The sequence below is a fragment of the Desulfuromonas carbonis genome (assembly GCF_054658035.1).
Window position 1 is genome coordinate 1,034,764 of record NZ_BAAHXR010000003.1, and the last position, 21,672, is coordinate 1,056,435.

The following is a 21,672-nucleotide window of genomic DNA, read 5'->3' on the forward strand; positions in this document are numbered from 1 at the left end:
GTCAGGCACTCTGGCGGCGCGCGGACTGGCGCAGTTCGCGGATGCGGGCAGTGATCGCCGGGACGATTTGGAATATATCCCCGACGATGCCGTAATGGGCGATCTGGAAGATCGGCGCTTCGGGATCGCGGTTAATGGCGATAATCACATCCGAATCCTGCATGCCGACCATGTGCTGAATGGCGCCACTGATACCGCAGGCGACATAGACCGTCGGGCGTACCGTCTTGCCGGTCTGGCCGACCTGGCGGTCCCCCGGCATCCAGCCGGCATCGACGGCGCTGCGCGAGGCGCCGACCACACCGCCGAGTTCGTCGGCCAGTTCCTGCAGCATGGCGAAATTTTCCTTTCCCATCAGGCCGCGGCCGCCGGAGACGATGATGTTGGCGCCGGCGATATCGACCTTGCCGTGCCCGGCGCCATCCTCGATCACCTCAAGGACCTTGACCAGAATCTCCTCCTCCGGAGGAGCAAAGGAATCGCGAACAATCGTGCCGCCGCGGCCGGCGACGTATTCCGGCATCTGCATCACGTGCGGCCGGACCGTCGCCATCTGCGGCCGGTACTTGTCGCACATGATGGTCGCCATGATATTGCCGCCAAAGGCCGGACGGGTCTGCATCAGGTTGCGCTTGTCATCAATGGCCAGGCCGGTACAGTCGGCGGTGAGTCCGGTCTTGACGACCGTCGCCACCGCTCCGGCCAGATCCCGGCCGACGCCAGTCGCCCCCATCAGGATCACTTCGGGCCGGTGACGGTCGATCAGATGGCAGAGCGCCCGGGTGTAGGCTTCGGTGCGATAATGTCGATAGACGGTTGCATCGAGGAGGTAAGCCCTGTCGGCGCCATAGGCAAAGGCCTCGGCGCAGAGGTGCTCCACCTGATCTCCGATAACCACGGCACAGAGTTCGACCTGCAGGGCATCGGCCAGCGCCTTGCCGGTGAAGAGAAGCTCCCAGGAGACCTTGGCCGGCTCGCCATCGGTCTGCTCGATGAAGACCCAGACCCCGCGATAGGTGGCAAGCAGGTCCCGGATGCGCAGCGCTTCCGGATCGAGTTCCTCCTCCGGCACTTCTTGACTATCCCCTTGCTGGCGGGCAATTTCGTCCAGAATCGCCTGCTCTTCGGGAGTGAAAAACATCTCGATCGCCTGGGCCGGGCAGACCTTGACACACTTGACGCAGCCGATGCATTTGGCGTAATCAATGATCGGTTCACCCGCCTCGTTCATGGTGATGGCATCGACCGGGCAGGAACTGAGGCAGCGTTCACCGCAGGCGATACAGCTGTTGTCGAGCAGGCGTGCCTTGCCGCGCGGCTTTTTGATTTTTTTCACTTCGGTCATGATCGTTCCTTGGGGAGAGGCCGGCTCAGAGCGCCAGCAAATCCTTGTCCAGCAGCTTGTCCACCAGCAGGCGCGCCGTCCCGACCGGGTCAGCGGTTCCATCGCCGATAATTTCCCCCTTCTCCCGCTCGGGGGAGAAGATCCGGCTGACCCAGGTCGGTGACCCCTTGAGCCCGATCCCATTGACATCGAGGCCCAACACCTCGTTGCTCCAGAGCTTGATTTCCATCTCCCTGGCGGCCAGGCGCATCGGCACGGTCGGATAGCGGGGCCGGTTGAGCTCCCGCACCACGGTCAATACCGCCGGCAGCGGCGCCTCGACGATCTCGTGCCGCCCCTCGAGCTTGCGCCGCACCCGGACCGTCTTGTTGGCGAGGTCGAGCTGTTCGATACGATCGACCAGGGTCAGTTGGCTGTAGCCGAGTCGACTGGCGATGCCGGGGCCAACCTGGGCGGTGTCGCCGTCGATGGTCTGTTTGCCGCAGATGACGAGGGCAACCTCCTCGGCTTCCGCCAGGCGGGAGATCGCCGCCGCCAGCACCCTGCTCGTCGCCAGGGTGTCGGCACCGCCAAAGACCCTATCGGAGAGGAGGATCGCTTCATCGACGCCAACTGCGCAGGCCTTGCGCAGGGTCGCCTCGGCGTTGGGCGGCCCCATCGACAGAGTCACCGCCCGGACCCCGTAGCGATCCTTGAGGCGCAGGCTCTCCTCCAGGGCATGGGTGTCGTAGGGGTTCATGATGAACGGGATTCCCTCCCGGACCAGGGTATTGGTGACCGGATCGATCTGGACCTGGGTCGTGTCCGGCACCTGTTTGACGCAGGAAATGACGAGCATGGAAGGTATCCTCAAAAAAAACTGGCGGAAAACGAAAAAAGCTCAGCCAGGGCTAAGGCCTGGTGAGCTTCGTTGCAGAAAACGGCGGACACATCGTCGTGCCGACCGGTAACGGAGCCAACCCCATCGCAGAGATCGTGCCAGGGCCAATTGCAACGGCCAAGGTCCCGGAAGAGAAGGGATTGTCATCGCACAAAGCACCCCAAGCGCCCCCCTCCGGGGAAGGGATGCCGTCTTTTTCAGCTGTCAATGGTAATATTTTAGGCAATTTCATAAGGGCAACAAATTACGATTAGGGGAGCTAAGCGCTCCACCAGCACCCCCTCCAGTGGGTGCCGTTTCGCAAGGTATACTATTTTCCCTGGCCCGGCAACCCAAAAGGAGCCCCGTTAAATTGAGGTAAAATGGCCTGACCACTAGCTTTTGCGGCTATTCTGGGATACCTGCCTGCCTGGGAAACGCGCCAGCGAACCTGGTTCCTCCCGGGGGGGCAAGGGGACGAAACGCCCCAACGGTATTTGCCTAAATTGGCAGCAGGATGAAGTTTGCGCGGACGAATGGTTCCGCCGTGTTACAATGCAACCGTCAAAACCTTCCCCCCCCCTGCCGGGACGACATTTTCCGGCTATCGTAAACACGACCGCATAAGGCCGGTCCCGAACAAAATGAAGAGGGGTGTCCCATGCAACTGGTCGCCATCGTTGGAAGTCCGCACGGACCACGGGGCAATACCGCCCGACTGCTGCAGGAAGTCCTTGCCGGAGCCAGCGCCGCCGGCGCCAAAGCCGAAACCATCTATCTCTCGGAGCTCACGATCGGGCCATGCAATGGCTGCGATGCCTGCCACAAGATCGGCCACTGCCTTCAACAGGACGATTTCACCAGGGTGCGGGACCGGATCGCAGCCGCCGATGGCCTGATCCTGGCAAGCCCCAACTACCTGTTCAACGTCAGCGCCCAGCTCAAGGCTTTTCTCGATCGCTGCTGCGGGGTCATCCATCTGCTCGACTTCAAGGGGAAATACGGGGCCGCGGTCGTTACCTCCGGGGGGGGCGGCGATGAACCGGTCACCAGCTACCTGCAACGTTTTTTAACCATCACCGGAATTCATCCCGTCGGCGCCGTCCATGCCACCATGGGTGCCCTTCCCGACGGTCAATTTACTGCCGGCCTCAAGCACGAAGCGAGACTCCTCGGCGAGCGATTGGTGACCGCCTGGCAGACCCAGGCCCGGGACCCCCGGGTTGAGCAGGAAATTCGCGCCTTCAGCCAGCGGATGCGCGAACTGGTCTTCGCCATGAAGGAGGAGTGGCCCTACGAGTACCAGTCCTGGCAGTCAAGGGCCAGCGACTGACCCCCGCCACGACGATGAACCCGGCCAAGTTCACCTATCCCCGCCGCAGCGGCAACCAGTTCCGCCTCCTCGTCGACGGAGACGCCTTCTTCCCCGCCATGCTCGAGGCGATTGATCGTGCCCGACTCTCGGTTCTGGCTGAATTCTATCTCTTCGAATCAGGGGAACTCAGCGAGCGTTTCATTGCCGCCCTTACCGCAGCCGCTGCCCGGGGGATCCCGGTCTACCTTTTGCTGGACGACTTCGGCAGCCGCCTGCTGCTGCGCCACCACCGGCAGCAGTTGCTGGAGGCGGGCGTTCAGCTTGCCTTCTACAATCCGCTGCGCCGCAATCGTTGGCGCCGGAACCTGCAACGCAACCATCGCAAGCTCCTCCTGGTGGACGGTGAACTCGCCTTCACCGGGGGGGCCGGGATCACTGACCTCTTCTCCCCCGCCCTGCACCCGACCGACTACTGGCATGAACTGATGCTGGAAATTCGCGGGCCGCTGGGCGGTGACTGGTTCGTCCTTTTCGGGACCACCTGGGAGCGGACGACCGGTGTACCGCTGACCATTCCAGCGACAGCCGGGATGCCGCTGCCTGGTGGCAGCAGTGGCAGAGTAGCTGCCCATGGCCGCTTCTTTCAGCAGTCTGATATCATTCGCTCCCTGCTCAAAAGGGTAAGACGGGCCAAAGGCCGGGTCTGGCTCGCCACCGCCTACTTTCTCCCCTCCTGGAAACTGCGCCGGGCGCTCAAGCGCAGCGCCCGGGCCGGGATCGATGTTCGCCTCCTCCTCCCCGGTCCCCGCACCGATCATCCGAGTGTGCGGCATCTCGGGCGCCGCCATTATGAATCCCTGCTGCGGGCCGGGGTCCGTATCTTCGAATTCCAGCCCCGCTTTCTCCACGCCAAGGTACAGCTCTGCGACAACTGGGCAAGCATTGGCTCAAGCAATCTCGACCGTTGGAACCTGCGCTGGAACCTGGAAGCGAATCAGGAGCTGGAGGATCCGGAGCTTATCGGGGAACTGGTGCGGCTCTTCACCGCCGACTTTGCCCTCTGCAGGGAGATTGACCTCCAGAGCTGGCTGGAGCGGCCCTGGTGGCGGCGCAGACTGGAACAGGTCTGGGCAACGGTGGAAGCGCTGGTCCGCCGGATCAGCGAACCGAGGCCTCCAGGCCCGCCGCACTGATCTCCCGCTGGGATAAGGATTCTGCACAAAGAGGGGCCGGAGGGGTCGCTTCGCTTAGAGAGAGGGGGGAAGAACGGGGGGCTTATTGTCGGACGACACAGAGGACCTGGACAGACCCGGCCGGTCGGCTGGCGAGAAATTTGCGTTCAGCATCGACGGGCCCGGAGGCTTCAACCAGGGCGGAGCGGGTTTCACTCCCTTGCTGGTAGGTTACTTCATACTGATTCATGGGTTCCCTCGGTCGTGGTTTTGGACCGATTCTAGCGACCCCGGCAGCGGCCGTCAACGCCAACGAAGGAAAATTTCCCCTTGATTATCCGTCCAACCCGGTCTAAGGTCACGAATTGACAGGCCGATTGTTACTTTTGAATGCCTACGGAGGATGCTCATGGCACGCGACCTGGTTATCTCCCTCATTTTCGTCCTGCTGATGCTGTTCACCCTTCCGGCAGCGGCGGAGACGCGCTATGTCAGCGACCAGCTGATAATCACCCTGCGCACCGAACCGAGTACCGACGCTCCCGTCGTCACCACCGTGCGGACCGACACCCCCCTTGAGGTTCTCGCGGAAAGCGGGCGGTTTCTCAAGGTGCGCAGCCCCAACGGCGAAGAGGGTTACGTTCTCAGCCAGTACGTGACCGATGCCCTTCCCAAAAGCCTGCAGCTCGAACAGCTGCAGGCCGAGCGGGACCAGTTGCAACGCAAGTTGAAACGCCTCGAAGAAGCTCAGGGTGCGACCAGCAGCGAGCTGGAAGCGGCCCGCCGGCAACAGGAAACCCTGGTCACCGACCTGCAGGCGAAGCTCACCGCTACCGAGCAGGAATTGGCCACCACCCGCAATCAACTCACCGCGGTCAGTGCCAGGTTCGAGGCACTGCAGCAGGATGCCCGCGATGTAGTCGCAATTGCCGCGCAACGGGAAGAACTGCAGGGGGAGCGGGACCGGCTCAATGCCGAACTCGACCAGTTGCGTGAGGAGAATAACACCCTGCTGCGGACCGGCATGATCCAGTGGTTCCTGGCCGGAGGGGGAGTCTTTTTCCTCGGCTGGGTCGTCGGCAAGATTTCCCGCAAAAAACGCCGCGGGTTCTGATCAGCACCGGCGCGGCTTTTGGAAAACTCAGGTGCCGGGTAAGGCTTGCAACAGGATCTGGTCGACCTGCGTGCGAAGGTCGGCAATCAGCGCCTGCAGGACGCTGCCGTAATCATAACTCCAGGCGTCAAAATCTTCCCAACGCACCAACTGCTCAACCGCGCTCGCCACGTGTTGCCGGGTCAGCAATCGATCGCCCAGGTAGAGCTCCAGCTCGCCGTCAAGGCGTGCGCTCTTGTAAATCTCTTCCGGAATGGAGCGCCCCCCGTCCTGATCGAAATCACCGGCAACGCTCGCCAGCCCACCACCGAATCCGGCCAAGAGAATTCCATTCATGACCGGTGCTTCGCCGACCTGGCGATAGTCGGTAGTCACCTCCCGCAATTTCACCGCGACCTTGACCAACGGCGCCCCTTCTCGCGACGAGCGCAGGGCCAGCTGCTCTTCCAGTGCTGACTCTGCCCAGGCATTGAATGGAAAACGCCGGTAGGACTCGCTCGGTCCGGCAAGGACATAGTAGGGGTCGGCGACCTGTGATGACCAGGCAAGAATGAATCGATAGGGGAGTGGCTGCACTTCGGCGATCGGCACGACGCCCACGGGCACGCAGCCGCCAATCAGTACCAGAGCGCAACCGATCAGGCCAGCCATGAAACGCTTCACGATCTCCTCCTTTGTTCGGTCCCTTCTCCACCCGGCACCTCCATACCATTCTACCGCGTCATGGTAATTTCTCTCCACCCCCCGCCAAACCCCACTTAACGGCGCACCAGCCGCCGACGACCTGGCCCACCCACGGTCGGTGGCTGGTGCCCTCTACGCTGTTTCCCTGAAAATCAAAAACTGTTTTGCATTTACGCAAAACCGGGTAACCGGAAGTTGACTATTAAATTTTATATTTAGTTTCGATGACTTAGCAATCGTTCCCGGATCGAAAATAATAATTTATTGTAATTAATGCGATTTTTGGTTTTGCAAAATTGCAAGAACATCTGCGGTCGGCCTGCCGAGACCCTTTATTGACAAACGGGAAAATTATCGTTTTTTCTATTCTTTTTCCGGGATAACTAATTTTTCAAACATTGGTATGCTCGTTGCTATATATAAAAGGAAGCCAAATACCAGGCGCGATCCACTGCATTGATTGATCGCTCCAACGTCTCCTTTCTCCCAGCGAGGTCATGCCATGCTTTATAAAAAAACCAACGCGGAACTTCATTACGAGGACTTCGGCAAGGGTCCGGCAGTCGTCGTGCTCCACGATCAGACTTCCAACCAGGAACTGCGCCAAACCCACTTCGAGGCCCTGGCCGGGAGCGGCTGTCGGGTCATCATCATCAACCCCGACGGCCTCGGTCAGGGGGGGGCGACCCTGCCCGCTGCCGAAGGGACCGCCTTGGTGCTCTCCCTGCTCAATACGCTTGGCATCGGTCGTGCTGTTTTTATCGGCATCGGCCGCGGTGGATATACCACCCTGGACCTGCTCGAAAACTTTTCGCGGCGCGTTGCCGCGGCCAGCTTCGTCGTCTCGGCGGAACTTGCCGCCGACCTGCGCCGCAGAACCTGCAGCAAGGAGGCCTTGAAGGCCCTGCGCCGCGGCCGCTGCGACGCATTGAAACAGGTTTTTCTGCGTCGCCAGATCGTGGCGGCTCCCACTTCCAGGCTGCCACGGCTGCAAGCCTGGATTCACCACCTGATTGAAATGAGAAGCGCATCCCCGAACGGTCACAACAAAGACTGTGCCGCACTGCTCGCCGCCCTCCGGCTCCCCCCGCTGCTAATCGAAGAAGAGCGCAACCCGACGGCGATGCACCCTCTTTCAACAGGGGTCCGCCGCTCCCGACCATGGCGGGCCCTGAGTGCCCCACTGCAGGGATTGCTGCAGGCCCTCCTCCCCGCCGACGCCCTGTTCGACGACGAGGAAGACCCGGCTTTGGACCAGAGCTGACGGCGGCCTTCGCCCTGCTGCCAAGGAAATGGATTGACATTCCCCGCCCCGGTATGTTAACCAGACTTCTCGTCAAAAGAGCAGAAGGTGGTGGTTATGATTTTCCGGAATGACCCGAAGCCAGCAGATGCAGCTCGAGCTATGAGCGCGGCGGCCGCCGCTTCTCAAGGAACCAACCCTGTCTGGCACCTGGTAACCTGAATCTGACCCGATTCATGATGAAGTAATCAAGGCCATGGCAGAGAGTCCATGGCCTTTCTCTTTGGTGGCAAGAAAAAACAGAGCATTCCGGGATGGAGAATTTTCATGCGCAACAACATCGTACACATCGGCGCCGGCGAACTAACCTACGAGATCAGGGCGATTGTCGATATCGCTGACAAGCTCAAGGCCCTCGGCATAAAGACCAACATGGAGAACATCGGCGACCCGGTCGCCAAGGGGGAGAAGATCCCGGCCTGGATGAAGAAGATCGTCGCCGACCTGGCGATGAAGGACTGCTCCTACGGCTACTGCCCAACCCGGGGGGTGCTGGAGACCAGGCAGTTCCTCGCAAACCTTGTCAATACCCGGGGGAAAACCCAGATCACCCCTGACGACATCCTCTTTTTCAACGGCCTCGGCGATGCCATCCAGAAGGTCTACGGCTTTCTGCGCCGCGAGGCTCGGGTCATCGGTCCTTCGCCAACCTACTCGACCCACTCCTCCGGGGAAGCCGCCCATGCTGGCCAAAAGCCGGTCTCTTACCGGCTTGACCCCGACAACAACTGGTTTCCGGACCTCGATGACCTGCGCCTCTCGATCAAGTACAACCCGGCGATTTCCGGCATCCTGATCATCAACCCTGACAATCCGACCGGCGCGGTCTACCCGGAACGGATTCTGCGGGAGATGATCGCCATCGCCAAAGAATTCGATCTCTTCATCATTGCCGACGAGATCTACCACAATATCGTTTATAACGGCCAGTCAACCAAGCCGATTTCCGACCTGATCGAGGACGTGCCGGCCATTGCCATGAAGGGGATCAGCAAGGAAGCCCCGTGGCCGGGTGCCCGCTGCGGCTGGATCGAGGTCTACAATGCTGACAAGGACCCGGTCTTCAAGCAGTACACCCAGAGCATTCTCAACTCGAAGATGGTCGAAGTCTGCTCGACTACCCTGCCGCAGAAAGCGATCCCCGCCCTGCTCAGTCACCCCGAGTACCCGAAGTACCTCGAAGAGCGCAAGGCCCGCTACGAGCGCTGCTCCAACGTCGCCTACGACCTGCTGAAAAACGTCCCCGGCATCAAGGTCAACCGCACCAACGGCGCCTTCTACATGTCGGTCGCCTTCAAGGAGGGCGCCCTCACCCAGAAGCAGTCCCTCCCCATCGAGATCAAGGAGGTGAGGGACCTGGTCGAAGGACTGGTCGCCCAGCCCGGCTGCTCCCTGGACAAGCGCTTCGTTTATTACCTGCTCGCCGCGACCGGCATCTGCGTTGTCCCGCTCTCTTCATTCTGCACCCTGGAGCAGGGGTTCCGCGTAACCCTGCTGGAACGCGACGAGAAGGAGTTCGCCAAGATCTTTGCGACCCTGGCCGCAAGCATCAAGGCCTACCTGCAGTCCTGAATCGCATTGCGCGCCGCCGGTTCCGACAGCGGGCCGGCGGCCCATTTCGCTACCGGCCTCCGGGGCGCGTGAGACAGCAAGCCCATGAGTACCCTGGCCAAAGCCAACCTCGACACGCCGGTTGCCTCCGTTGCCGATCTCGTCGCTTTTCTCGCACGGGGAGCGCGACCTCCCCACGACTGGGGAATCGGTACCGAGGTCGAAAAACTGGTCCTCGATCGCGAGACCGGAGAAGCCGCCGACTACAGCCGGGTCGAACTGTTGCTGGGGACACTGGAAGCCGAGGGGGGCTGGCGACCGATCCGCGAAAACGGCCATCTCATCGCCCTTTTCGGGCCTCATTCGTCGATCACCCTGGAACCGGGTGGCCAGCTGGAGCTTTCCGGCCGACTCTGTGAAGATCTCCATTGCAGCTACGGTGATTTTGCCAACCACCTTGCCGCCGTCGTCGACAAGGCCCGGGCCCTCGGGCTCTGCTTTTTTGGCCTTGGCGTGCAGCCCTTTACTCCCACCGCACAGATCCCCTGGGTTCCCAAGGCCCGCTACGCCATCATGGCCCCCTACATGGCCCGGACTGGCGACATGGGGCAGCGGATGATGAAGCAGACCGCCGGGATCCAGGTTAACCTCGACTACCAGGACGAAGCCGATTGCATCACCAAGTTACGGATTGGCCTCGCCGTAGCGCCCCTCTTCTATGCCCTCTTCGCCAATTCGCCCCTGCTCGATGGTCGGCCGAGCGGGGTGCTCTCCACCCGCGGCGAAATCTGGTCGCGCACCGATCCCGACCGGACCGGGCTGCTACCGGCGATCTTTACCGAGGGGGCCGGTTACCACACCTATGTCGAGTACGCCCTCGACGTTCCGATGTATTTCATCCAGCGTCAGGAGCGCTTTCTCGACCTGACCAGGGAACGGTTTACCTTTCGCCGCTTCCTCGCCGAGGGCTTCGGTCCGCACCGGGCAACCCTCGCCGACTGGGACCTGCACCTGTCAACTCTTTTCCCCGAGGCGCGGCTGCGTCCCCAGATCGAACTGCGCTCTGCCGATACCTTGCCGGCACGCCTGACCCTCGCTGTTTCCGCCCTCGCCAAGGGGCTCTTCTACGACCGTTCGGCACGGGAGGAGATCTGGTCCATCTTTTCGGCCCTTGACGCTGCCGGCCGCGACCAGCTGACTCGCGATGCCTGGCGGCGCGGGCTCAAGGCCGAGCACCAGGGCCGCAGCCTGCAGCAGATTGCCATCGAGGCACTGGCCATTGCCCGCCGCTCCCTGCAGCGGCAGGCGGCCGCCGCCCGGCACGGGCAGGATGAGGCGCACTTTCTCGATGGCATCGAGGAGATCGCCGCCAGCGGCGTGACTCTTGCCGAGCGTCTTCTTGCGGACTGGCGCGGCTCCCGCGAGGAGAAGCTTCAGGCGCTTTGCCGGCACTGTGGTTTCGGCTGTTCCGGAGAACCGGTCATGTAAACCCGACTGTGCTTTCGCACAGTCGGCAGGCGTCCATTCGCCCCTGAGTTTTTACGCATCGCCACGTAGCAACGTCCAAGGGCAGCTCGTATACTCAATTCCAGCTGCGGCTCGTTGTGGCAGGCGAGCCGTTGCTACCTCCTTGATTTACCGCACTCTGCAAGACCACCACCGGGCCGGTTCGGGGACAGCCTCCCCCTGAACCGGCCCGACCCTTTTCTCGTGAAACTACCTCTCCGCGGGGATATATCCCTCAACCTGCCTCAAGGGTGCCAAGCGTCCTTTTATGGGATGGGGCCAGACGATGGCAGAGGACCGGCCATCGACCTCCAGGCCCAGTTCGGGGGGCGTAGCAAACCTCATTGCCCAGGTTAATGGAGACCGTTACTCCAGGTCCGGGTTTCATTTACCCTCTTGCGTTGCATCACCTGCTTCGGCTAAGGTAGAAAACCATCTACCTTTCGGCGTGCCATGTTGAATTGTGTCCTCAAAAAATCAACCCTGACCCTCCTGCTCCTCGCGGTCTGGGCCGTGGGGGCGAGCCTGACGACCGGGCCGGCCCCCTGGCAGGAACCGAACCTCTTTGCCTTCGATTGTTGCCGGGTCTCCCCCCTGCACCGGGTGGTGGCGACTTTCAGCGACCGCACCCAGCCCCAGGTTCACTCCGGCAGCGCACCCTGCTGCGACCTCCCGCTCGGGCCGGAGAGCCTGCTCACCTCTTACCCGCGCCCCGACTCTCAACTTCCGGACAGTCCCGGTCAATTTTCCGCGACCCTTCACGGCCGCCGTCACTACCTCTTTGCCGCCAGCAATCCGGGGTTTGTCCCCCATACGGCGCCGATCGAAAACCCTGCCCTCACCCTCCTCGAAACCGTTGTCCTCCTGAATTGAATTTTCCTGGACCAGGCCCCGTTGCCGGACCCTGTTAACTGTTTTGCCCTCGCCGGGAAACTCCTTCGGTGACGGCTTTCTTTCCGTTAAGCCACGATTCGGGAGTGTCATCACTTGAGTAGCAAAAAAACCAACATCATTGACGCCATCTGGGATTTTTTCTGTTCCCTGAAGCTGACCATCGCCACCCTGATCCTGCTCGCCATCACCTCGATCATCGGCACCGTGGTGCAGCAGGGGAAATCGCCGCAGGAGTATCTGCAGGAGTACAGCGAGACCACCTACCGGGTGCTGAGCGCGCTCAACTTCACCGACATGTACCACTCCTGGTGGTTCCTCGGCCTGCTCGAAATTTTTGCCCTCAACCTCATCGCCTGCTCGATCAAGCGCTTTCCCAAGGTCTGGAAGACGGTCCACGAACCGGTCCTGGCCCCCGCCGAAAGCTTTTACCGCACCCTGCCCAACAGCGAAGAGGTGGTGGTCAAGGGAGAGGGGATCGAGGCGCTGCGCGAGCGCGCCGCCGCCCTGCTCGGCAAGGCTTTCGCCACCCCGGTGGTCACCGCCGGGGAAGAGGGGGAGGTTCACCTCTTTGCGCAAAAAATGCCCTGGGCCCGCTTCGGGGTCTACGTCACCCACCTCTCGATCATCATCATCTTTGTCGGCGCCATCATCGGCTCGCTCTGGGGCTACAAGGCCTTCGTCAACATCGTCGAAGGGACCGCCACCGACAAGGTCTGGGCGCGAGGGGCGAGCGAACCGATCGACCTCGGCTTCCAGGTGCGCTGCGACGACTTTTCGGTCTCCTTCTACGGCGGCGGCGGGGGCGGCCGGCCCAAGGAGTTCAAGAGCGTGCTGACGGTCATCGACGGCGGCAAGACCGTGGTCGACCAGCGGCCGATCATCGTCAACGACCCGCTCACCTACAAGGGGATCACCTTTTACCAGTCGAGCTACGGGCCGACCGGCGAGCCGACCATCAAGCTGCGGGTCAAGGTCCGCGCCAGCGGCGAGGTGAAGGAGCTCGCCGGGCGCCAGGGGCAGCGGCTGATGTTGCCCGGCGGCGGCAGCGTGCGGGTCGTCGACTCGACCGAGGCGTTCCAGGATTTCGGCCCGGCGGCGCGCATCGAAGTGACTCCGCCCCAGGGCGAGGCCCGCTCCTTCGTCGTCCTCAAGGCGTTTCCCGAGTTCGACGCCCAGCGCGGCGGTGACTACATTTTCAGCCTGCTCGACATGGAGCAGCGCTACTACACCGGGCTGCAGGTCGCCAAGGACCCGGGGGTGTGGGTAGTCTGGCTCGGCTGCGCGATGCTGGTGCTCGGCTCGATGACCGCCTTCTTCCTCTCCCATCGGCGCATCTGGGTCACCCTGCTCCCCCTCGCCGGCGGCAAGGTCGGGGTCAAGATCGGCGGCAGCGCCCATCGCAACCAGCCGGCCTTCGAGATCTTCTTTGACGACCTCAAGAAGCAGTTTCGCGACGAACTCAAGTAGTTTTTAAACGTCCTTAAGGAGGACCTAGCGCTATGACCAGTACAATGCTCTTCAATCTTGTCACCATCGGCTACTTCTCGGCGATGATTCTGTTTCTGCTCTACCTCGTCACCCACAACAAAACCATCGCCCTGCTCGGCAACATCCTCGCCTATCTCGGCTTTGCGGTGCAGACCGCGGCGATCGGGCTACGCTGGTACGAGTCCTACGCCCTGCTCGGCGACGCCGGCCGGGCACCGTTGTCAAACCTCTACGAGTCGGTGGTCTTCTTCACCTGGACCATCTTGCTGATCTACATCCTCGTCGACCTGAAGTACAAGCAGCGGGCGATCGGCGCCTTTGTCGTCCCCTTCGCCTTTCTCGGCATGACCTGGGCGCAGCTCGGCCTCAACGACGCCATCGACCCGCTGGTGCCGGCGCTGCAGAGCAACTGGCTGACCTACCACGTCATCACCTGCTTTCTCGGCTACGCCGCCTTCGCGGTCGCCTGCGGGGTGTCGATCATGTACCTGATCAAGGTCGGCAAGGAAGGGGGGAGCGGCGATGCGCCGGCCGGGGGCATCCTCGCCCTCTTCCCGAGCGCCAAGGTCCTCGACGACATCAACTACAAGGCGATCATGATCGGCTTTCCGCTCCTGTCGCTGGGGATCATCACCGGCGCAGCCTGGGCCAACTACGCCTGGGGGACCTATTGGAGCTGGGACCCGAAGGAGACCTGGAGCCTGATCGTCTGGTTCATCTACGCTGCCTTTTTGCACGCCCGCTTCACCCGCGGCTGGGTCGGCAAGCGCGCCGCCTGGCTGTCGGTGATCGGTTTTGCCGCCACCATCTTCTGCTACCTCGGCGTCAACCTCGTCCTCTCCGGCCTCCACTCCTACGGCGGCGGCTGAGACTCTCCTCTACCAACGCAAACGGGCCGGTCTCCCTTGGGAGACCGGCCCGTTGCATTTTCCGCCGCCCGGATTCAGCTCCCGGCCACCAGCCCCTTCAGCTCGGCCAGGAGTTCTGCGACCAGGTCGTAACCCTGCTGCCAGAAGCCGGGGCCGGCAAGGTCGATACCGAAGGGGCGCAGCAGCTCCGCCGGCGGGGCGCTGCCGCCGGCCCGCAGCAGGTCGAGGTAACGGGGGACAAAAGCCGCCCCCTCCTCCTGGTAACGCCGGTACAGGGCCAGCACCAGCAGCTCACCAAAAACGTAGCTGTAGCAGTAAAAGCGGGCGTGGATAAAGTGGCTGATGTAGCTCCAGCCCCAGCGGTAGGAGGGAATCATCTCAACGCTGTCACCGAACAGTTTGGCATTCTCCTCCCACCACAGGGTGCACAAATCCTCACTGCTCAGCTGCCCCTCGCCGCGACGCCGGTGGGCGGCCAGCTCGAAGCGGGTCAGAACCTCCTGGCGGAAGGTGGTGGCGATGATGTCCTCGAGCTGGGCGCAGAGGAGGGCGATGCGGGTGTCGCGATCGCCATCCCGTTCGAGCAGATGGCGGGTCAGCAGCATTTCTCCGAAGACGCTGGCGGTCTCGGCGAAGGGGAGGGGCGCATGGTAGTGAAAGAGGTTCTGCTTTGCGGCCAACGCATAATGTACGCCGTGCCCGAGCTCATGGGCCAGGGTGGCGACGTCCCGGGGACGCCCAGTGTAGTTGAGCAGAACATAGGCGGGCGTCCCCGGCGCAACCCCCATGCAGAAGGCGCCGCCCCCCTTTCCCGGCCGTGGCAGCGCATCGATGCGCTGCTCGGTGAAAAAGCGTCCGGCCACCTCGGCCATCTCCGGGGAGAATCGGGCGAAGGCCCCCAGGACCAACTCCCTGGCCTCTGCAAAGGGGATGGTCCGGCTCTGCCGGGAAAGGGGCGCGTAGAGGTCACTATTCTTCAATCGGTCCAGACCGAGCAATTGCCGCTTGAGGTCAAAGTAGTCGCGGGCGAGGCCGTAATTGGCCGCGGTAACCTCGGAGAGGCGCGCCACCACTTCCGGCTCCGTTTCATTGGCGAGCAGAGTCGGCGTCATCAGGTCGGGATAACCGCGCAGCTCCGCCTCGCGCCCATGATCGAGCAAAATGTTGTTGAAACAGGCGTTCAGGACCAGTTTCTGCTGCGCATGGCCATCGAGAAAGGTGGCAAAGGCCGCCTCGCGGATTCCGCCCTCCGGATGGTAGAGGAGACCGAGGAGCTCCTCCCCGGTCACCTCCCGCACCCCCTCTTCGCCCGGCATCTGGAAGGGGAAGACGAGACTGGCACTCAGCTCGTCGAAGAGCTGCACGAACCCTTCGCGGCCGGAGAGATCCTTGCGCTTGAGGACCTGCTCGACCTCCTCGCTCAGGGTGTAGGGGGCGGCGACTCGCAACCGCTCGAGGAAGTGGCCGTAGGGAGCAATCGCCGGCTCCTGCAGCAGGGCAGTAAATCTCTCGGCGGGAATCTGCAGGACTTCCAGCTCAAAAAAGAGGGTCCGCTCGCTCACTGTCGCATAGGTTTCCCGGGCCCGCGCCAACAGGGCGCCGTGCGCCGGTACCCGGCTGTCGGCGGCGAACAGGAGCTGGGCGTAGGCATAGGGTTGCAGAATCGCTCGTTGCAGAGCTTCGTAACGTACCAGGGCCGCCGCCAAGAAATCGCCATCAGCCCCGGCGACCTTGCCGCGGAAATCGCTTCGAAATTGCTCGGCGCTGGCGGCTGCCCGCGCCAGGTCCGCCGCCCAGGCCGGGTCGGTCGCTGAGGCATAAAGGGCGCCAAGGTCCCATTGGGTATCACTCATCGGGTCATCTCCCTGCAATCGATTTTGCCAGCTACCATAAGCCCCGCCCCGACCCGATGTCAATTCCGGGAGGAGGGGCCGGCCATTGACAGGAGCAGCCACCCGGGGTTAACCTCGCTGGCTGGAAGTTACCCTCCCTGGAGGATAGTTCATGAAACGTCACGTGTCGCCCGGTCCTTTGCCGGCGCAACTACCACGCTATCTGGTACAGACCGGTTTTCTCCTCTTCTACCTCTGGCTCGGCTGGCGCTTTGCCGGCTGGGTCGATCGCCTCGCTGCCGGAGCCAGTCCCGGCTACCCGCGCCCGGCCGGGGTCGACGGCTTCCTGCCGATCAGCGGCCTCGCCGGCTTGCGCTACTGGCTGCAAAGCGGCGAACTCTTCCCGGTCCACCCGGCGGCGGTGCTGATCCTGGTCGCCGCCCTGCTGACCGGGCTGCTACTGAAGCGCGGCTTCTGCTCCTGGGTCTGCCCGGTCTTCCCCCTCTCGGAAGGTCTCTGGCGCCTTGGTCAGCGCCTCTTCGGCCGCAATTTTGCGCCCCCCTTCTGGCTCGACCTGCCGCTGCGCAGTCTTAAATACCTCATTCTCGGCTTCTTCCTGGTGCAGATCTTCGGGCAGATGCCGCTACCCCAGCTGCGTGCCTTTCTCGGTTCCGGCTATCACATCATTGTCGATGTCCGCATGCTTGAGTTCTTCCGCCATCCGTCCCAACTGCTGATCATTGTTCTCCTCGCTCTGGCTCTGCTCTGCCTGCTGGTGCAGATGGCCTGGTGCCGCTACCTCTGCCCCTACGGCGCCCTGCTCGGTCTGGTTTCCCTCCTCTCCCTCGGCAAAATCAACCGGTCGGAAGATCTCTGCAGCCGCTGCGGCCTCTGTTCGGCCCGCTGTCCGGCCTGGCTACCGGTGCGGGAGAAGAAGGTGGTCCGCTCGGCGGAGTGCTATGCCTGCTTTCGCTGCGTCCATAACTGCCCCGATCGGGGCGCGCTCACCTTTCGCCTCGCCAGGCGGCAGGTGATCCCGTCCTGGGTTTTCGCGCTTCTGATCGTCGGCCTCTTCCTCGCTACCAGCGGCCTCGGTCGTCTCTCCAACCATTGGGAGGGGCAGGTCCCGGAACAAACGATCATGCGCCTGCTGCAATCCCGTTAATTCTGCTTCAATAGCCCCAACAGCAAGAGCCCGGCAATAGTTTGCCGGGCTCTTGCTGTTGGGGTATCCATCTGCAGGTTTCAGGGAAGCTCGTAGATGACGAGCGTTGAACGCGCCGTCCCCGGGTTGAGGGCCGTGCCATGGTTGAAAATCACCGAGGTGATCACTTCGTTCTTGCCGTCATTGTCGACATCCGCGTAAAAAAATCCGGTCAGCGAACCACCCTGGGGTGCCGTGTGCCATGCTTCCTGCAGACTGCGGCCATTCCAGCGGTAGGCGGTCAGGAAACTGCTGGTAAATTCCCGGTACTTGAAGATTCGGGTCGAGCCTTCGTTGAAGGGGACCATGACCAGGCCATCGGGGGTCGCCGCGACCCGCGCCTTCAGGTACTCATAGACCAGATCCATATCCCGCGGATTGGCGCTTCGCTGCTTGTAGTAGGACTCGGTGCCACCGACAACATCGCTGTTCTCCCACAACTGGCTGCCGTCGGCCGCATAAACCTGCAGCTTCTCGTTGATATCGAGCAGTACATAGACGGGCTGCCCGGTTGCCGCATTCGTAATCGCGAAACCCTGGGCAGACGCCTTGTCGGTCGGTGCGGGGAATTCAGCTCCCCGCTCGACTCTGCCATCCTTCTTAACAAAACGGTAGAGGGCCCCGGAATAGGTGCGATCCGCCTTTCCCGGGCGCTGTCCCACCAGAATACGGCCCTCCCCCGGCACGTCGATGCCACCGAGAATATAGGAAATTCCGGTCTGCCTGACGCGCAGGGCGCCATCAACAAATTCGGCATACAGGGAGGAGATCGTCTCGGCGTCACTCCCGGGGTCGCGCTCGGCTGCGGTCAGGTACAGCTCGTCGCGGCCATCCTTATCCAGGTCGACCGCATCGATGGTCAACAGTCTGTATTTTCCGACATCGAGAAATCCAGCGCCCTGGTACTGGCCATTGCTAAACTGGCCAAGGAGAACCTTATCGGTAAAGGCGGTGGCGACCTGGATACTGCCACTCCCGTCAAAATTCCCCGCCGCGACTCCGATCATCAACCCGGGCATGTCCGGGCCGTACCAGATACCATCCTCTCCCGTTTTCCGGGCCTGAATCACCCCGGCATCGGGTGCCGGCGGCGGCGCCTGGATGATCGCCGGGTTAGCCGTGACAGCAGGCGGTGCAGGGCTGGCAGGGACGGGACGGGGCGCAGCCATCGACCGGCCGCTCAGCTCTGCGTTGGGATAAAAATTGATCGGCTGATACTGGCTGTCCCGCAATCCCAGCCCCTGGGCATTGAGGATGAATACGACCCCCTTGAGGTCCGGAACCGGGCCCGGGGTTTCCGGTTTCTGCTGCTGCGCCAAACCGTAGGGCTGCCATTCGAGGTCGGGCAGGTCGGCCTTGAGTTGGGTGTAGAGACTCTCTCCCGTCCCGGTGTAGTCCCAGAAGGTGGCCGGAATCCCGGTATAAGAACGGATCGGATCCCCCTTGACCAGGGCGCCGCCACCGGGGAGCGCCGTCGCATAGGAATAACCCGACTTGACCCGGGTTACGCGCAGCACCGCCTTGACAGTGTCGAGGCTGCCGATCACTTCCTTGGTAACCGGATGAATGATCTTTTCCCCGGGCTGCATGACACTCACCAGGTCGCCGACCCGGATCCCCTTGCTGGCATCGAGGTCAATGAGGAATTCGCTCCCCAGCGGCATTACCACGACTCCGGCCCGGGGGGCCAGATCCCTGGTGACCTGGCTGACATCCGCGGCAAAGAGGGACGGTGCGACGGCGAAGACGAGGAGGACAGCAAGAAGTATGCTTCTTTTCCTGAGCAGGAGGTGCATAGGAACTCCTTGGGGAGGGTGGTTGGATCCGGCAGTAGTCAGGAGAAACCCGTTCGGGGAAAGGACCTCTCCTGGCCACTCTCGGCTCAACGTATTCTGCATGAAAAAAGCCCCGGAGGCAAGCCTCCGGGGCCGGGTACTGCCGGTTATCAGCTTAGTAGCCGACGTTGATCATGAAAACGGTTTTCCAGATGTCGTCCGGGGTGCTGGTGAGGTTGCGACCGTAAGCGGTCTGCCAGTAGTCGCCGAGCATGGCATAGGCGCCATTGAGGCTGACGTCGACCTTTTCAGCAACCTTGGTACCGACGCGCAGGGCCGCTTCAAAGCCCATCTGGTCGTCCTGGCCAGCGGCGGTCTCGTTGGCCATGAAGTAGCCGAGACCGAGTTTGGCGTAAACCGGGCCCATGTTGGCATTCGCCTGGGCGGTGAGGCCGAGGAGACCAACGCCATCCAGGGTAGCAGCTTCCGTTGCAAGGCGGCCACCGGTGCCGTTGTTGTAGTAGGCGTCGGTGAGGAAGATCATCAGGTTCTCGCCAGTAAAGTCGTAGTTGCCGCCGAGGTTGGGAATCCAGGCTTCGCTGTCATTGTCATTTTTATCGCTGTCGCCGCTCAGGTAGATGACGCGGCCGCCGAGCCCAAATTCGCCAACTTTGGCCTTGGCAGCAACGGTGGCGGCAAGACCGGAAAGGTCACTTCCATTATTGCCATCCTGGGAGCCAAAGGCATAGAGGAGGAAACCGTTGATACCGACCTCGCCAACCTTGGCATCAGCCTTGGCGCCGAGGATATAGAGCTGGTAGGGGCCAGCAAAGGTGCCATCAAGGAGATGGCTGTCGCCAGCGCCAGCAGCGGCAGCGGCGCCAACGGAGCTGTTGTTCAGATAAATGAAGTCGGCGCCGATTTTAGCCACACCGGCATTGACGTCCAGCTGAGCATTGTAAAGGTCGACGTCGTCGGTGACGTTCTTGGCGCCTTCGCTCGGCTTGGAGTAGACCAGGGCGAGGTTGACGGCGTCGGAGAACTTCATGCCGACGTTGATCGCCGACCAGTCGTCAGCCAGGATCAGGCCCTGGTAACGGCCACCGAGGCCCTGCAGACCGGTGCGGACACTGAAGATGCTGTTGGGGACCTTGAAGTCGAGGTAGGCGTTCTTGACTTCAACAGCGACACGGTCGCCGCCGGGGCCGCCGTCCTTGCCGGCGTCGCCGAAGGAGCTGTCGATCTCGGTGTAGACGGTCAGGGTCACATAGTCGTTGAGCTTGTTGTCGATCTTGGCGCGGATGCGCTGGTCGATGAAGGTCTGGGCCGCCGGGTCAACAGCACCCTGGCCGTTGAAGGTGACCGAGGAGTCATCGCTGTTGGTGGCGATGCCCTGCAGACGATAGTAACCGCCGACCTTGAATTCGGCCAGCGCCGGAGTCGCCACGGCGACGGCCAGCAGTACAACGAGAAAACTCTTCAGATACTTGCTCACGTTTGCCTCCTGAATAAAAATGTTGAACGATGATTGGCTCCCGCTGGAGCCGCCTTTGGCCTCGACAATGAGGAGTCAGGATACTTTAATTGGTCGCAGGAACTTCAAACTCATACCCACAGGCGGGGCACTTGACACGGGTCGCCTCCTTTTTGCCCATACCGGCGCAAGCAGTGAGGGAGAGAGCCAGCATTGTCATCAAAACAAGAGTGACCAGTTTCCTCATCCGTTCACCTCCTTTCCCTGAGTGACTTTACATTACGGGTCGGTTATTGAACCAGTGAGTCTTTGGTCTGTTTCAAAACGACCTTTTATAATTACAACTATAGTGCCAACTTCCGGACCGGCAGCATTCTTTTATTAAGATGTAACTGGTCGAAATTACATGTCTTTTAATTTGTAACCAGGAGCAATCACAATATCTGTCGCTACCCTGTGTCGCCCCTGCATCGTACTGTTGCTTTTGCGCCACGCTTTTTCGGGAGGAAAGAATCGGGGAACGTCAATTCACTCCGACTTCAACCTGCGAACAATTACGAAACGCAATTTCACATCCCCGAAAGTCTAGGCGACCCCTGCGTCCTGTCAAGAGGGGAGAGCATTTTGTCGCTAGTTGCCGGTTGGCAGCGCCGCCAGGGCCGCCTTCAGCTCGCTGGCCGGCATCAGGTTGCCATCGCGGCGGACCTTGAAGTCACGGTCGATGAGAATCGTGCGCGGGATGACAAAGACACTGTAGGCCTTATAGACCGAACCGTCGTCGAGCAGCGCCACATGGGAGATCGGGTAAGGCAGTTCCTTGAGGTAGTCTTCCACCATCTGGGGGGAATCCTGGATGAAGACCTCGACCACCTCCACCTGGTACTGCTTGAGGTCATCAGCGACCGCGAGTATTTCCTGGGACTGCTGGCGGCAGGTCGGGCACCAGGTCGTCGCCAGCTTGAGCAGAATCGGTTTACCCTTGAATTCGGAAAGCCGCACGGTCCGGCCGTCCAGCGTCTGGAGAGAAAAATCGGGGGCGAGGGCACCCGTTTCGACGGCAACCGCCGGCAGGGCCGAGCAGACCAAAACGAGCATCAGAAGTGGCACCAAACGTCTCATCATGAACCACCTCCGGGAAACCGGACCCTGCCGACTGCAAGCGCTGGCCGGTTCCCCCTTGTTGCAGCTGTAATCGACCAAAAAAGAGGGACGTTCTAAAATTTAAAACAACGGTACATAAAAATAAAACGCCCTGTCAAGCCAAAAAAAACTAATGCTTTCCCCTTT

17 protein-coding genes are annotated in these 21,672 nt (G+C 61.5%); 10 read left to right on the forward strand and 7 right to left on the reverse strand.

Annotation, left to right across the window (positions count from 1 at the left end):
* Nucleotide 1: 1 nt before the first annotated feature.
* Together ACYQ8E_RS11705 and ACYQ8E_RS11710 are read right to left on the reverse strand one after the other, a co-directional pair.
* Nucleotides 2–1,345 carry an electron transfer flavoprotein subunit alpha gene (locus ACYQ8E_RS11705; RefSeq protein ID WP_066729390.1) on the reverse strand — a complete coding sequence of 448 codons (1,344 nt, stop codon included), beginning with the start codon at nt 1,343–1,345 and terminating at the stop codon, nt 2–4.
* Nucleotides 1,346–1,370: 25 nt separating this feature from the next.
* Nucleotides 1,371–2,183: an electron transfer flavoprotein subunit beta/FixA family protein gene (locus tag ACYQ8E_RS11710; RefSeq protein WP_066729391.1), complete on the reverse strand. Its 813-nt coding sequence runs from the start codon at nt 2,181–2,183 to the stop codon at nt 1,371–1,373.
* Between the two features lie 682 nt (nt 2,184–2,865).
* Here ACYQ8E_RS11710 and ACYQ8E_RS11715 point away from each other — a divergent pair.
* The 3 genes from ACYQ8E_RS11715 (at nt 2,866) to ACYQ8E_RS11725 (ending at nt 5,805) form a co-directional block, all read left to right on the forward strand.
* Nucleotides 2,866–3,537: a flavodoxin family protein gene (locus tag ACYQ8E_RS11715; RefSeq protein ID WP_066729392.1), complete on the forward strand. Its 672-nt coding sequence runs from the start codon at nt 2,866–2,868 to the stop codon at nt 3,535–3,537.
* Nucleotides 3,538–3,551: 14 nt separating this feature from the next.
* Entirely contained in the window at nt 3,552–4,712 is a 1,161-nt protein-coding gene (locus ACYQ8E_RS11720) for a phospholipase D-like domain-containing protein (protein ID WP_066729393.1), read from the forward strand.
* Between the two features lie 388 nt (nt 4,713–5,100).
* Nucleotides 5,101–5,805: a TIGR04211 family SH3 domain-containing protein gene (locus ACYQ8E_RS11725; protein WP_066729395.1), complete on the forward strand. Its 705-nt coding sequence runs from the start codon at nt 5,101–5,103 to the stop codon at nt 5,803–5,805.
* A 27-nt stretch (nt 5,806–5,832) separates the two neighbouring features.
* On the opposite strand, the gene ACYQ8E_RS11730 is transcribed toward ACYQ8E_RS11725, so the two are convergent.
* On the reverse strand, nt 5,833–6,468 hold the full coding sequence (locus ACYQ8E_RS11730) for a hypothetical protein (RefSeq protein ID WP_066729397.1): 636 nt from the start codon (nt 6,466–6,468) through the stop codon (nt 5,833–5,835).
* 523 nt (nt 6,469–6,991) lie between these two features.
* Here ACYQ8E_RS11730 and ACYQ8E_RS11735 point away from each other — a divergent pair.
* The 6 genes from ACYQ8E_RS11735 to ccsB all read left to right on the forward strand — a co-directional run bounded on the left by ACYQ8E_RS11735 (nt 6,992) and on the right by ccsB (nt 14,100).
* Entirely contained in the window at nt 6,992–7,753 is a 762-nt protein-coding gene (locus tag ACYQ8E_RS11735) for an alpha/beta fold hydrolase (protein ID WP_066729399.1), read from the forward strand.
* 306 nt (nt 7,754–8,059) lie between these two features.
* Entirely contained in the window at nt 8,060–9,364 is a 1,305-nt protein-coding gene (locus tag ACYQ8E_RS11740; protein WP_066729401.1) for a pyridoxal phosphate-dependent aminotransferase, read from the forward strand.
* An 84-nt stretch (nt 9,365–9,448) separates the two neighbouring features.
* Nucleotides 9,449–10,831 carry a glutamate--cysteine ligase gene (locus ACYQ8E_RS11745; RefSeq protein WP_066729403.1) on the forward strand — a complete coding sequence of 461 codons (1,383 nt, stop codon included), beginning with the start codon at nt 9,449–9,451 and terminating at the stop codon, nt 10,829–10,831.
* A 471-nt stretch (nt 10,832–11,302) separates the two neighbouring features.
* Nucleotides 11,303–11,722 carry a hypothetical protein gene (locus tag ACYQ8E_RS11750; RefSeq protein ID WP_066729405.1) on the forward strand — a complete coding sequence of 140 codons (420 nt, stop codon included), beginning with the start codon at nt 11,303–11,305 and terminating at the stop codon, nt 11,720–11,722.
* 114 nt (nt 11,723–11,836) lie between these two features.
* Nucleotides 11,837–13,210: a cytochrome c biogenesis protein ResB gene (resB, locus tag ACYQ8E_RS11755; protein WP_066729407.1), complete on the forward strand. Its 1,374-nt coding sequence runs from the start codon at nt 11,837–11,839 to the stop codon at nt 13,208–13,210.
* Nucleotides 13,211–13,242: 32 nt separating this feature from the next.
* Nucleotides 13,243–14,100: a c-type cytochrome biogenesis protein CcsB gene (ccsB, locus tag ACYQ8E_RS11760; RefSeq protein WP_066729409.1), complete on the forward strand. Its 858-nt coding sequence runs from the start codon at nt 13,243–13,245 to the stop codon at nt 14,098–14,100.
* 74 nt (nt 14,101–14,174) lie between these two features.
* Here ccsB and ACYQ8E_RS11765 read toward each other — a convergent pair whose 3' ends face one another.
* Complete coding sequence (locus tag ACYQ8E_RS11765; RefSeq protein ID WP_066729411.1) at nt 14,175–15,953, reverse strand: M3 family oligoendopeptidase; 1,779 nt, start codon at nt 15,951–15,953, stop codon at nt 14,175–14,177.
* 151 nt (nt 15,954–16,104) lie between these two features.
* On the opposite strand from ACYQ8E_RS11765, the gene ACYQ8E_RS11770 reads away from it, so the two are divergent.
* Complete coding sequence (locus ACYQ8E_RS11770) at nt 16,105–17,097, forward strand: 4Fe-4S binding protein (protein ID WP_066729413.1); 993 nt, start codon at nt 16,105–16,107, stop codon at nt 17,095–17,097.
* Between the two features lie 80 nt (nt 17,098–17,177).
* Here the strand turns inward: ACYQ8E_RS11770 and ACYQ8E_RS11775 are convergent, their stop codons facing one another.
* From ACYQ8E_RS11775 to ACYQ8E_RS11785, 3 genes are all read right to left on the reverse strand, one after another.
* Nucleotides 17,178–18,932 (reverse strand): hypothetical protein, encoded by a 1,755-nt coding sequence (locus ACYQ8E_RS11775; RefSeq protein WP_066729415.1) that lies wholly within the window; start codon nt 18,930–18,932, stop codon nt 17,178–17,180.
* A 154-nt stretch (nt 18,933–19,086) separates the two neighbouring features.
* Entirely contained in the window at nt 19,087–20,406 is a 1,320-nt protein-coding gene (locus ACYQ8E_RS11780; protein WP_066729416.1) for a hypothetical protein, read from the reverse strand.
* Between the two features lie 609 nt (nt 20,407–21,015).
* A complete protein-coding gene (locus tag ACYQ8E_RS11785) occupies nt 21,016–21,507 on the reverse strand; it encodes a peroxiredoxin family protein (protein ID WP_066729417.1) in 492 nt (163 codons plus the stop codon).
* Nucleotides 21,508–21,672 lie beyond the last annotated feature (165 nt).

Bases quoted from the DNA above. Each gene is read 5' to 3' on its own strand.
- ACYQ8E_RS11715 (WP_066729392.1), top strand. From the start codon at position 2,866: ATGCAACTGGTCGCCATCGTTGGAAGTCCGCACGGACCACGGGGCAAT.
- ACYQ8E_RS11785 (WP_066729417.1), bottom strand. From the start codon at position 21,507: ATGATGAGACGTTTGGTGCCACTTCTGATGCTCGTTTTGGTCTGCTCG.
- ACYQ8E_RS11740 (WP_066729401.1), top strand. From the start codon at position 8,060: ATGCGCAACAACATCGTACACATCGGCGCCGGCGAACTAACCTACGAG.
- ACYQ8E_RS11705 (WP_066729390.1), bottom strand. From the start codon at position 1,345: ATGACCGAAGTGAAAAAAATCAAAAAGCCGCGCGGCAAGGCACGCCTG.
- ACYQ8E_RS11745 (WP_066729403.1), top strand. From the start codon at position 9,449: ATGAGTACCCTGGCCAAAGCCAACCTCGACACGCCGGTTGCCTCCGTT.
- ACYQ8E_RS11765 (WP_066729411.1), bottom strand. From the start codon at position 15,953: ATGAGTGATACCCAATGGGACCTTGGCGCCCTTTATGCCTCAGCGACC.
- ACYQ8E_RS11775 (WP_066729415.1), bottom strand. From the start codon at position 18,932: ATGCACCTCCTGCTCAGGAAAAGAAGCATACTTCTTGCTGTCCTCCTC.
- ACYQ8E_RS11725 (WP_066729395.1), top strand. From the start codon at position 5,101: ATGGCACGCGACCTGGTTATCTCCCTCATTTTCGTCCTGCTGATGCTG.
- ACYQ8E_RS11750 (WP_066729405.1), top strand. From the start codon at position 11,303: ATGTTGAATTGTGTCCTCAAAAAATCAACCCTGACCCTCCTGCTCCTC.
- ACYQ8E_RS11720 (WP_066729393.1), top strand. From the start codon at position 3,552: ATGAACCCGGCCAAGTTCACCTATCCCCGCCGCAGCGGCAACCAGTTC.
- ACYQ8E_RS11770 (WP_066729413.1), top strand. From the start codon at position 16,105: ATGAAACGTCACGTGTCGCCCGGTCCTTTGCCGGCGCAACTACCACGC.
- ACYQ8E_RS11710 (WP_066729391.1), bottom strand. From the start codon at position 2,183: ATGCTCGTCATTTCCTGCGTCAAACAGGTGCCGGACACGACCCAGGTC.
- ACYQ8E_RS11735 (WP_066729399.1), top strand. From the start codon at position 6,992: ATGCTTTATAAAAAAACCAACGCGGAACTTCATTACGAGGACTTCGGC.
- ccsB (WP_066729409.1), top strand. From the start codon at position 13,243: ATGACCAGTACAATGCTCTTCAATCTTGTCACCATCGGCTACTTCTCG.